Origin of the sequence: Companilactobacillus nuruki (genome assembly GCF_002872255.1) — a bacterium.
Taxonomy (GTDB): domain Bacteria; phylum Bacillota; class Bacilli; order Lactobacillales; family Lactobacillaceae; genus Companilactobacillus; species Companilactobacillus nuruki.
Genome location: NZ_NIPR01000052.1, coordinates 75,788 through 88,040 on the forward strand (window position 1 = coordinate 75,788; position 12,253 = coordinate 88,040).

General features: G+C 36.5%; 9 protein-coding genes and 4 tRNA genes. All 13 read right to left on the bottom strand.

Annotated features, from left to right (window positions below; all coding sequences use genetic code 11):
- Window positions 1–13 precede the first annotated feature (13 nt).
- Window positions 14–2,509: an ATP-dependent Clp protease ATP-binding subunit gene (locus CBP76_RS10835; RefSeq protein ID WP_102196883.1), complete on the bottom strand. Its 2,496-nt coding sequence runs from the start codon at window positions 2,507–2,509 to the stop codon at window positions 14–16.
- A 258-nt stretch (window positions 2,510–2,767) separates the two neighbouring features.
- Window positions 2,768–2,839, bottom strand: a tRNA-Gly gene (locus CBP76_RS10840).
- 10 nt (window positions 2,840–2,849) lie between these two features.
- A tRNA-Thr gene (locus tag CBP76_RS10845) sits at window positions 2,850–2,922 on the bottom strand.
- A gap of 60 nt (window positions 2,923–2,982) precedes the next feature.
- A tRNA-Leu gene (locus CBP76_RS10850) sits at window positions 2,983–3,065 on the bottom strand.
- A gap of 37 nt (window positions 3,066–3,102) precedes the next feature.
- A tRNA-Val gene (locus CBP76_RS10855) sits at window positions 3,103–3,175 on the bottom strand.
- A 254-nt stretch (window positions 3,176–3,429) separates the two neighbouring features.
- Window positions 3,430–4,920 carry a lysine--tRNA ligase gene (gene lysS / locus CBP76_RS10860; protein WP_174683326.1) on the bottom strand — a complete coding sequence of 497 codons (1,491 nt, stop codon included), beginning with the start codon at window positions 4,918–4,920 and terminating at the stop codon, window positions 3,430–3,432.
- A gap of 75 nt (window positions 4,921–4,995) precedes the next feature.
- Window positions 4,996–5,997 (bottom strand): tRNA dihydrouridine synthase DusB, encoded by a 1,002-nt coding sequence (gene dusB / locus CBP76_RS10865; protein WP_102196996.1) that lies wholly within the window; start codon window positions 5,995–5,997, stop codon window positions 4,996–4,998.
- A 71-nt stretch (window positions 5,998–6,068) separates the two neighbouring features.
- Window positions 6,069–6,950, bottom strand: coding sequence for an Hsp33 family molecular chaperone HslO (gene hslO / locus CBP76_RS10870; protein ID WP_102196884.1), 882 nt, complete (start codon window positions 6,948–6,950; stop codon window positions 6,069–6,071).
- Between the two features lie 53 nt (window positions 6,951–7,003).
- Entirely contained in the window at window positions 7,004–9,196 is a 2,193-nt protein-coding gene (ftsH, locus tag CBP76_RS10875) for an ATP-dependent zinc metalloprotease FtsH (RefSeq protein ID WP_102196885.1), read from the bottom strand.
- An 82-nt stretch (window positions 9,197–9,278) separates the two neighbouring features.
- On the bottom strand, window positions 9,279–9,824 hold the full coding sequence (gene hpt / locus CBP76_RS10880; RefSeq protein ID WP_102196886.1) for a hypoxanthine phosphoribosyltransferase: 546 nt from the start codon (window positions 9,822–9,824) through the stop codon (window positions 9,279–9,281).
- Window positions 9,821–11,152 carry a tRNA lysidine(34) synthetase TilS gene (tilS, locus tag CBP76_RS10885; RefSeq protein WP_102196887.1) on the bottom strand — a complete coding sequence of 444 codons (1,332 nt, stop codon included), beginning with the start codon at window positions 11,150–11,152 and terminating at the stop codon, window positions 9,821–9,823. The genes hpt and tilS overlap by 4 nt, the downstream gene beginning before the upstream one ends.
- Before the next feature lie 172 nt (window positions 11,153–11,324).
- Entirely contained in the window at window positions 11,325–11,741 is a 417-nt protein-coding gene (locus CBP76_RS10890; protein WP_102196888.1) for a S1 domain-containing RNA-binding protein, read from the bottom strand.
- A 22-nt stretch (window positions 11,742–11,763) separates the two neighbouring features.
- Window positions 11,764–12,156, bottom strand: a complete 393-nt coding sequence (locus CBP76_RS10895) for an FtsB family cell division protein (RefSeq protein WP_102196889.1) — start codon at window positions 12,154–12,156, stop codon at window positions 11,764–11,766.
- Window positions 12,157–12,253: the final 97 nt, after the last annotated feature.

Here is a 12,253-nt window from a genome sequence, read left to right on the forward strand (position 1 = left end):
ATAGTCAAGCTTACTAGTTTTGCTTTGCCAAAGTTCTCTTATTATCCGGCTTGTCAACTGTTACGGTTAATTTGCCTTTTTTAGAACCTACTTTGATAACATCTCCAGCTTTAACCTTTCCCATTAAGAGCTGCTCACTAACAGGATCTTCAATTTCTCTTTGAATTGTTCTTCTCATTGGACGAGCACCATACTCAGGATTATAGCCATCTTTAACTAAATCACTATAAGCACTTGGAGAAATAACTAGCTTAATTTCTCTTTCAGCCAGACGTTTTCTTAAATTACTACTCATGATTTTAGCAATATCTTTAAGTTGCTCTTTATCAAGTGCTTTAAAGACAATTGTTTCATCAATACGGTTCAAGAATTCTGGACGGAAGAACTTCTTTAATTCAGTATTGATTCGATCTTGCATCTCTTTGTAATCATCATGAACATCTTTTGCACCAAAGCCAACTGACTTATCTTCTTCAAGGGAACGTGCGCCCAAATTGGACGTCATGATAATAATTGTATTTCTAAAATCAACTTTACGTCCTTTAGCATCAGTTAAAATACCGTCATCAAGAACTTGCAAAAGGATATTGAAGACGTCAGGATGAGCCTTTTCAACCTCATCCAATAGAACTACCGAATAAGGTTCATTTCTAACTTTTTCAGTTAATTGTCCACCTTCGTCAAAGCCAACATATCCTGGAGCTGAACCGATCAGCTTGGAAGTGCTGTATTGTTCCATATATTCGGACATATCGACTCTGATTAGATTATCCTCTGATCCGAACATCGACTCAGCAATTGATTTAGCTAATTCTGTTTTACCAACACCTGTAGGTCCTAAGAACATAAATGAACCAATTGGACGATTAGGGTCTTTCATACCACTTCTAGCACGGCGAATAGCTCGAGCCACTGCATTAATGGCATCATCCTGACCAATAACTCGTCTGTGCAATTCTTTTTCAAGATTAAGAAGTTTTTCACTCTCTTTACGAGTAATTTGTTTAACTGGAACACCAGTCCACTGAGCAATAACCTCAGCTATATCATCCGCCCCAACAACAGGCTTTCTATTATTGGCTGATTTCTTACTCTTGAGTTGGCTAAGTTCCTCTTGAATATTTTGTTCCTCTTCACGAATCTTAGCGGCCTTTTCAAAGTCTTGATCCAAGATGGCCTTATTCTTATCATTCAATAATTCCATTCCACGATCAGTTAATTCTTCTAATTTATTATTCTTAGAAACATTGTGAATTCGAACCTTAGCAGCTGCCTCATCCATCAAATCTATGGCCTTATCTGGCAAGAACCTATTTGTCAAATAACGAGTTGAAAAACGAACCGCTGCTTCTACAGCTTCATCAGAAATAGTTAAGCCATGATGTTGTTCATATCTTGGACGTAAACCTTCCAAAATCTTAATTGAATCATCGGCGGTTGGTTCTTCAACGTGAACCTTAGCAAAACGACGTTCCAAAGCTGTATCTTTTTCAATATATTTTTGATATTCATTTGATGTTGTGGCACCAATTAATTGTAATTCTCCACGAGCCAAAGCAGGTTTCAAAATATTAGAAGCATCAATAGCACCTTCAGCACCACCAGCACCAATTAATGTATGCAACTCATCAATAAATAAAATAACATGTTTGTCTTGATAAATTTCTTCAATAATTTTCTTTAAACGATCTTCAAATTCACCACGATATTTAGTACCAGCTACAAGTGATCCCATATCTAACATCATGATACGTTTGTTTTGCATATCGACAGGCACTTCTTTTTTAACGATTGCAATAGCAAGACCTTCAGCAATAGCGGTTTTACCAACACCAGGTTCTCCCACTAATACTGGATTATTCTTAGTTCTACGGCTAAGAATTTGAATAGTACGCTCAACCTCTTCTTTACGTCCAATAACCGGATCGATTTGGTTTTCTTGAGCCATCTTTGTTAAATCACGAGCTAAGGAATCAAGAGTTGGTGTACCAGCAGGTTGTCCTTGTTGTTTCTTCTGTTTGTTGGCCAAATTGGATGCAAAGCCTCGACGTGCTGCCTTATTGGACATTCCCATCTTGCTCAGTAACAATGACTTAGTTTTAGCTAGGCTTAATCCTAAGTTAACTAAAATACGATTAGCTAAATTATCAGAATCATCAAGCATTGCCAATAAGATATGTTCAGTTCCGATACGGTTTGCTTTATATAGATTAGAAGTTTCTTCCGCATCACTTAAAATTAGTTGTCCCTTAGGAGAATAAGGTAGGTAAATTCCCTTAGCAGTATTAGATGAGACATCCCCATAACCAGTCAGATGTTCAATCTCCTCTTCAACATCTCGATCACTCACAGCTAGATCTCTCAAAGTAATACCGGCGATACCATCATTCTCCATTGTTAGGCCAAGCAAAATATGCTCAGTTCCAACAGCATTATGATGAAATGTCTTAGCTTGTTCTTGAGCTAACACAAGTGCATTCTTGGCGCTTTCGGTAAATACTTTGTCCATTAACGTTACCTCTACTTTTTAAGTGTCTGTTTAGAAAGTATAATTGTGTTTTAAAAAAATGCAATTAATTTAACTTATCACTTACCGATAAAAAAATAACACCACAATTATAATTGTCCTTAACTAGAATCCTAACACATTCAAGAAAATATTATATGCTATTTAGATTGCCAATTTGGAACAACTTTTAGAGAACGAAAAAAGGCAATCAATCCTCAATTAGAATTAATTACCTTTTTCAACTTTCTGAATCTCTAAAGCGGAAGACGGGATTCGAACCCGCGACCCCCACCATGGCAAGGTGATGTTCTACCACTGAACTACTTCCGCATTATGACGATGCCGACTAGAGGATTCGAACCTCCGACCCCCTGTTTACAAGACAGGTGCTCTGCCAACTGAGCTAAGTCGGCATTATGTCAACAACAATTAACATAATACACAACAATTAATCTTTTTGCAAGATTAACTTATACGGGTGAAAGGACTTGAACCTTCATGTCCACTGGACACTAGAACCTAAATCTAGCGCGTCTGCCAATTCCGCCACACCCGCAAAACATTTTTATGAATCCATTAAGCAAGTTGCTTAATGGAGGATACAGGGATCGAACCTGTGACCTCCTGCTTGTAAGGCAGATGCTCTCCCAGCTGAGCTAATCCTCCATACGTGTTTCGTTTGAAACAACTATATTAGTATACCTTTTGGATATTAATTAAGTCAATAAGATTTTAAATTTTTTCTTACTTAAGTTTTGTTAGATATTAATCTTTACTGTGAAGAAAAAAATTGTCTCAAGATCTGAATTTTCTTTAACTAATAAGTTTTTTAAATCATTGCTTATTTGTAGTTATATTTTTTGATATTGCAATAAAAAAGGCGACAACTTAATTTTGAGTTGTCGTCCTTGTCTATTATATTATTCTGGATTATTTGTATTGTCTTCTGGTCTCATGGTTGGGAATAAGATGACATCACGAATTGATGGAGCGTCTGTCAATAACATAACTAAACGATCAACACCAATTCCTAGTCCACCTGTTGGTGGCATACCATATTCCAAAGCTTCAACATAATCATTATCAATTGGTTCTGCTTCATCATTACCATTTTCACGTTCAGCGGCTTGGGCTTCAAAACGTTCCTTTTGATCGATAGGATCATTCAACTCAGTAAAAGCATTACCAAATTCATGTCCTAAGATATAAACTTCAAATCGATCTGTAAAATTAGGATTATCTTGTGACTTTTTAGCCAATGGTGAAACTTCTAGTGGATACTCGTAAACAAAGGTTGGTTCTTTCAAAGTATCTTCAACAAATTCTTCGAAGAATTCTGCAATGATGTGACCAACGCCCCAGAAATCTTCGTAATGAACGCCCTTATCGTCAGCTAACTTACGGGCTTCTTCAAGTGTCATATCCTTACTAAAATCAATGCCAGTTTGTTCCTTAATAGCATCAACCATCTTAATGCGTTTGAAGGGTTTGCTCAAATCAATTGTCTCGCCTTGATAGGTAACAACTTGTGTACCATTAGCCTTATCAGCAGCATGTCTGAACATCCCCTCAACTTCCTTCATAACGTCAAACATATTCCAATATGCGGCATATGTTTCCAATGAAGTATATTCAGGGTTGTGCTGTGTATCCATACCTTCATTACGGAAGGCGCGGCCAATTTCGTATACTCGTTCAAAGCCACCAACAATTAATCTCTTCAATGGTAGTTCCAGAGCGATACGAAGATACATTTCAACATCCAAAGCATTATGATGCGTGATAAATGGACGAGCACTTGCACCACCAGCTTGAGTATTCAAAACGGGTGTCTCAACTGACATAAAGCCTTCACCATCAAGATATTCACGGATTGCTTGAATAATCTTAGTACGTTTCTTGAAACGATCAAAACTATCTTGGTTAGCAATTAAATCCAAGTATCTTTGGCGATAAATCTGTTCAACGTTTGTTAAGCCGTGGAACTTGTCTGGTAATGGACGAAGTGACTTAGCTAACATTGTGATGTGTGTTGCTTTAACAGTCAATTCACCCATATCTGTTTTCATGATCTCACCATGAATACCTAAATGATCACCGATATCAGCACGCTTAAAGATATGATAGTTTTCTTCACCAACTTCATCTTTACGCACATAAATTTGAATTCTACCAGATCTGTCACGCAAATCAGCAAAACCAACTTTACCTTTTCCACGTTTAGACATCATACGACCAGCAATTACGACAGGTAAGTCTTGTTCTTCAAGAGTTTCCTTATCTTCATCACCATATTTATCGTGAATTTCTTGAGCTAAAGCAGTTCTTTCGAATCTGGCACCAAATGGATCAACACCCTCATCGTAAAGTTCTTGAAGTTTATCACGTCTGACCCTTAGTTGGTCATTCATTACTCTTGCTTTTTTTATTTCTTCTTTTGTTGGTTGCTTTTTCTTATTTTCGTTACTCAAAATTTTTCCCCCTGTCTACGAAATTTTTGAAGATCTCGCTTCTCGTTTTTCGTAACTTTCAACAAATTCATCTAAAGCGTCAAACACTTCTTGCATTGTTTCCACGTTTACTACTTTAGCACGTGTTCTAACTGCATGGGGAATTCCCTTTAGATAATATGCTGCTTGTTGACGAAATTCTGGAACACCAACATGCTCACCTTTTAAGTCTACCAGACGTTGAAGTTGAAGTTTAGCTATATTAATTTTTTCTGCTACGGTTGGTTCCGGAATGACTTCTCCAGTTTCTAAATAATGGTTCATTTCATTCAAACGCCAAAGATTTCCAAGTACTGCACGGCCGACCATAACGGCATCTGCTCCCACATCTTGCAACATAGCTTTGGCATCTTGTGGTGTTTTAACATCACCATTACCAATAAACGGCACAGTTAAGTGTTGAGCTACCTCATGCAATAAATCCCAATCGGCGTGACCGGTATACATTTGTGACTTGGTACGTCCGTGCATAGCAACAGCACTAGCTCCAGCTTCTTGAGCCGCTAAAGCATTCTCAACTGCCAAGCCATTATCATTCCAACCGGTTCTCATCTTGACCGTTAAGGGTTTATCAATTGCCTCACTAACAGCTTTAACAGCCTCATACAATTTATCAGGATCTTTCAACCAACTTGAACCTGCACCTATTTTAGTGACCTTTTTGACTGGACATCCCATATTAATGTCAATTATATCGGCCTTACTATTTTGAGACACATACCGTGCAGCTTGAACTAAAGATTCTTTGCTACCGCCAAAAATTTGAATGCTAACTGGATGTTCCTTTGGATCAACAAACATCATACCAAGAGTTTTTTTATTCTGATACTTTATACCTTGATCACTGATCATTTCGCAAACAACCAGACCAGCTCCAAATTCTTTTGCAGTAACTCTAAATGCTGAGTTTGTTACTCCCGCCATCGGTGCAACAACGATCTGATTAGGAATAGTGACGTTGCCAATCTTCCATTGCATACTTTTTACCTCTGATTTTTCAATTACAACTTGCAATAATAACAAATTTTTCATTCATATGGCAAATCTCATTAATCTTTTTCAGCAATAATTTTTTCTAGTTCAGCCTCACTATATTGGTATTTATTACCACAGAATTTACATACAGCTTCAGCTCCATGATTTTCTTTAATCATTGAGTTCAACTCATCTTTAGAAAGTGTAGCTAGCGATTTAGCAAATCTTTCTTTGGAACAATCGCATTTGAATTGAACTGGCATATCTTGAAGATACTTCATGTCAATTCCGTTCATTACTTTTTCCATGATATCTTTATTGCTTAAGTTCTCATTTAATAAAGTAGATAAATTAGGAATAACCTTCAAGTTATTTTCAATTTTTTCAATATCCTTATCAGTTGCCCCTGGTAAAGTCTGAACCAAAAATCCACCAGCAGCCCCAACTTCTTCGTTGGGTTCGACAAAGACTGAAACACCCAAGGCCGAAGGAATCTGTTCTGATTTAGCCATATAATAAGCAAAATCCATTCCAATTTCTCCAGAAACTAATGGCACTTGACCGGTAAATGGTTCCTTCAAACGTAAATCCTTTGTAATACTCAAAGTACCATTTGTTCCCACAGCAGCCTTAACATCAATATGTCCATCCTCGCGTGCTTTCAAACTAACATGCGGGTTAGAAATATATCCTTTGACGTCTCCTTTGGCATTGGCATCAACGACAATAGCACCAACCGGACCATCACCTTGAATTCTAGTCGTCAGTACCTCATCCTCTTTAAGGGTCGAGGTAGCTACAAGTATTGATCCAATCAATGTTCTACCCAAAGCGGCACTAGAATTTCTCCACGTATCATGTCTTTGCTGTGCTTCTTGAACTGTCTTTGTTGCATTCATTACATAGGCTCTGAACTTGCCATCTTTTGAAACAGCTTTTGTTAAAGTATCAGTCATATCTGTTTCCTCCGTTCAAAAAAGCGACTCATACGAGTCGCTTCTTTTTATTATTAATCATTATTATCTTTATTACTATCGTTACTGTCAACACTCTTAGAACTATCATTATCTGAATTGTCAGTTTCCGAATTATTATCATCAACTGATTTTTCATCTGAATGTTCTGAAGGATACGTTGTTTGATCAACATCTGATGAATCAGGTGTGATTTCATTATCCTTACTTAGTTCTTCAGATTTTTGTTTAGCAGCATCTTTGGCCTCAGCAGCCTTCTTAGCTTGTTCAAAAGTAGCAGCACTTTCACTTGGGAATTCTTGATTAGCATCATTTGCAGGCATCTTACCTGTATTATACAAGCTCAAGATTTCCTTTTCATCAAGAGTTTCATACTTCAATAAGGCCTCAGCAATAAGTTTATGTTGTTCACGATGTGTTTCAAGAATCTCTCGAGCACGTTCGTGATCTTCATCAATAATACGCTTAACTTCTTGATCGATAGCTTTGGCAGTATCTTCTGAGTATGAAGGCAATTGACGATAATTGCCACCACTGAATGGTTGACCATTCTTTTCTAATTGAACAGTACCAAGCTTATCAGTCATACCATATTCAGTAACCATGGTACGAGCAATTTGAGTGGCTTGTTCAAAGTCATTTGAAGCACCTGATGAAGGTTGACCGACAATAAGTTCTTCGGCTGTACGTCCACCTAGTAATCCAGTAATTTGTTCGTTAAGTTCCTTCTTAGTTGCAAGGTTTTGATCATCCTTTGGAAGCATGATAGCATAACCGCCAGCACGTCCACGAGGAACGATTGTAACCTTTCTAACAACACGAGAATCACTTAATACCAAACCAATCAAAGCATGTCCAGCTTCATGATATGCAACAGTATGTCGTTCTTGTTCTGGAACAACACGATTTCTCTTAGCAGGACCGGCAATAACACGATCTTCAGCTTCATCAAGATCAGATGGATCAATCTTTTGCTTACCACGTCTTGCAGCAACAAGTGCAGCTTCGTTTAGTAAGTTTTCAAGATCAGCACCAGCAAAACCTGGTGTTTGTTGAGCAATAGCTTTTAAATCAACATCGTCTGTAAATGGTTTATTCTTAGCATGAACCTTAAGAATAGCTTCACGGCCTTTAACATCGGGTTGACCAACAAGAATCTTTCTATCAAAACGACCTGGACGTAATAGGGCTGGATCAAGGACATCGGAACGGTTAGTAGCAGCCATAACGATAACTCCTTCATTACCAGTAAATCCATCCATTTCAATCAATAATTGGTTAAGAGTTTGTTCACGTTCATCATTACCACCACCGGTACCAGAACCACGTTGACGACCAACGGCATCAATTTCATCAATGAAGATGATTGATGGAGCATCTTTTTTGGCATTTTCAAACAAATCACGTACACGTGATGCACCAACACCAACGAACATTTCAACGAAATCTGAACCAGAAATTGAATAAAACGGAACTTTAGCTTCACCAGCAACAGCCTTAGCTAGTAAAGTTTTACCTGTCCCGGGAGGACCCTCAAGAAGTACACCAGCTGGTATTCTGGCACCCAGAGAGACAAACTTTCTTGGATCTTTTAGAAATTCAACAACTTCAACAAGTTCTTGTTTTTCTTCTTCTGCACCGGCAACGTCAGAGAATCTAACTTTATTTTTCTTTGGATCTTCTGGTTTGACCTTGGATTTACCAAAGTTCATGACACGATTAGCGCCACCACCTTGGCCTCCACGACCCATCATTGCAAAGATTATAAAGAAGAATAATGCAAATGGAACAACTACCGTTAAAATTAATGAAATCCACTGTCCCGATTGCGATTTAGGAGCTGCAGTTGTTTTAACTCCCTTAGACATCGCGGCACTGTTAATCATCTTTAACGTATCATTGTTAGGCAAAACAGTTGAACTAAATGAAGTTACTTCACTAGATGTCGTAGATTGACCACGGCTAAACAATGACACTGAACGTGTTGTTTCAGCCTTTTGAGCTTTCTTGTACTCACCAGTTACTTGATAAGCTCCGCCAACAGGCTCTAGTTTAAAACTCTTCACTTTGCCTTGCTTCAATTGTGTGATGAATTGGTCTTGGCTTAATGATTTTGATTGGTCAGAGGATTGACCACCAGCAAACCAACTTGCTGCAAGAACCAAAACAACAAAGAGCAAGATGTAAAACAGGCTATTATTAATTAACCTATTTCGATTATTTTTCATACATTTCCTCCTAATTACTTAGACGTTACATATTGTAACATTGGTGGACAGTAACACAATAATAATTGTAACTCTATCTAAATTATTTTGTACTATATATCTCTGGTTTTAAAACTCCTACATAAGGTAAATTACGATAATGTTCATTATAATCCATTCCATAACCTACCACGAATTCATCTGGTATTTGAACTCCAACGTAGTCGACCTTCACATGTTTAATACGACGAGCTGGTTTATCTAGGAAAGAAACAATCTTGATAGACTTGGCATGACGAGCATCGAACAGTTCCTTTAGTCTATCCAAGGTATATCCAGTATCAATAATATCTTCCACAATAATCACATCACGGTCACGTATTGATGTATCCAAATCTTTGATGATTCTAACATCCCCAGTTGTAACAGTATTTTCTCCACCATAACTAGAAACATCCATGAAATCATATTCCATTTCAATATCGATATGCTTAACCAAATCCATCATAAACATAGCAGCACCACGCAAAATACAGACAAACAAAGGATTTCTTCCACGATATTCTTCGGTTATCTCTTTACCAAGCCGTGTATTGGCCTTATCAATATCTTCCTTGGAAACTAAAATTTTTTCAATATCTGAATTCATTCTCTTACCTCATCAAAGTTAATTTTATAATGATTAATACCGTTTTTTAAATAATCCCCTATATTATAGATTTTTTCAACCCATACTATCTGATTATCAAATAATAAAACCAAATAATTATCACGTTCATATTCCGGTATCTTTTCATTTATAAATCTTTTGCTCAACTTCTGATGCTTTCCATCAGTTAATAATAATCGATCACCATCACGTCTCGTTCGCAAGGTTATTTTTTGAGGTACCCCATTAAAGGAAAAATCAAAGTTTATATCATTTTTACTAATTGAAATACTTTTTTTGCCAATTTTAATTACCTGATTCAACTGTAAATTAAATTGTTCTGGATCTTTTAGTCGGTTTTTTCTGATTACAAATCTGTCGTAAGCTCGAATAAATTTCCAAGAGTCCTCCAAATCAATTGAAGCATTCGCATCATCATTAGACAATATCTCAATGATCTGTTCGACCTGTTTATTACTAATTGAGATTGATAAATTTCTTTTAGTTAAAAAATTACCCCAAAAAAGTGTCTGCTGTTCTTGATTCAAAGCTAGAGTTGGTGCAATTGATCCAGATATTTCCTCAGAATTCTCGTTTAAGTCCATAGATTGTTCAATTTGCAAAAATTGTTTCTTGGCTAAAGAAATCAAAGCTGTTAGTTGCTGATCAAAAAAACGAAAATGTGCTAATAGTTGGCCATTTTCTTGTTGTAACTCTGGAAAAATATTATTCCGCAGTCGATTACGTAAAGTAATATTATCAAAATTAGTCTGATCTTGAACATGATTTATATCATGGATATCGGCATACTCCGATAATTCTTGTTTAGAAAAATTCAACAACGGACGAACAATTTGACCATTTGCAAAAGGCCTTTGTTCTTTCAAACTTACAATTTCATAGGCATTGCCTGATCGAATTAATTTCATCAGAATATTCTCTGCCAAATCATTGTTATGATGTGCCGTTAACAACGTATCAAATGATTCGGTATGCATTGTTTCTTCAAAAAATTCATATCTAAACTTACGTGCGGCAGCCTCCATGCCTACATCATCTTGAGGTTTATTTGTCCATTTTGTCGTAAAAAATTGATAGGAGTTATCTTGACAATAGCCTTTAACAAACTTAACCTCGTCAGCACTTTCAGCTCGCAAATCATGATCAACATTAACGACGCCAAAATTTTCTTTCGGTAATATTTGAGCAATGATACTTAATAGTACCATCGAATCAATTCCTCCAGATACCGCTACAAGAACCCTTTTGGACCGATATTTTTTTAAAACTTTTTTTACCGTTCCAATGATTCGATTATCTAATTCCATGTACCCCTCCACAAATCAAAGAATGAAATAACTAGCACACACTACGATTAATTCTTCTTAAATCAAAAGAACTAGTAATCAAAGTAAGATTACTAGTTCACCTGGTTTAATACTCACAAAATCAACGTTTTTTATTTGTTTTATATGTAGAATACTTATTCCACATTTATTACTAACTGCGACGTCCGCCACGGCCACCACGTTTACCTTCTGTATTTTTCTTAATAGTACTTAGTCTCTCTTCACTTTCTTTCATGAATCCAGACATCATATCATCAAAACTTTCCGGTTTGCGTTGTTGCGGTCTTCTGTCATTTCGTTCATGTGAACGATGTGTTTGATATTTTGGCTTAGGCTTATCTGATGCTTGTTTAATTGAAAGTGCAATTTTATGATCCTTATCGTTAAGAACTAAAACTTTAACCGTATCGCCAACGCTTAGCACATCATGAATATCTTTGACATAACCGTCAGCAATTTCACTGATGTGCACCATTCCGCTTTGTCCTTCTCCTAGGTCAACGAATGCCCCAAAATTTGTAATTCCAGTAATCTTACCTTCTGTTTTAGCTCCTACTTCAACTGCCATTTAATTAAAAAAATTCCTTTCCCTATTTTTGAATCGTAATGGTTTTAGCATCATCGGGCAAATTATAGACTTGTTCACCTGGTTTACTATACATGTACTTTTCACGAATATATTTCTCCAAATAATTCGTGTCATGAAGTTGGCTAACTTCAAGTTTCAAATCACTTTGCATTGATTTTTGCTTAGCTAACTTCTGCTTGCTAATTTCTATTTGTTGAACTGTATTTGCATATGTTCGATGTGAGTTAAAAATTTGAACACCAAATACAGCCAAGATAACTACAAAAATAATTCCAATCATCATAATTCTTCTACGATGTACCTTCTTCGCATGATTATTATGGTTATGATTGGGAGATTGTTTTTTCTTCGGCTGTAATACAGAAACATTAGAATTTAGTTTGCGTACTTCCATACCACTACTCCCCTAGAAATGATTATCTTGAGTATAACAAGTTTAAGCAATTATTTGAATAATTAAATTACTTATTTTAATCTACTTCTAATTTTTA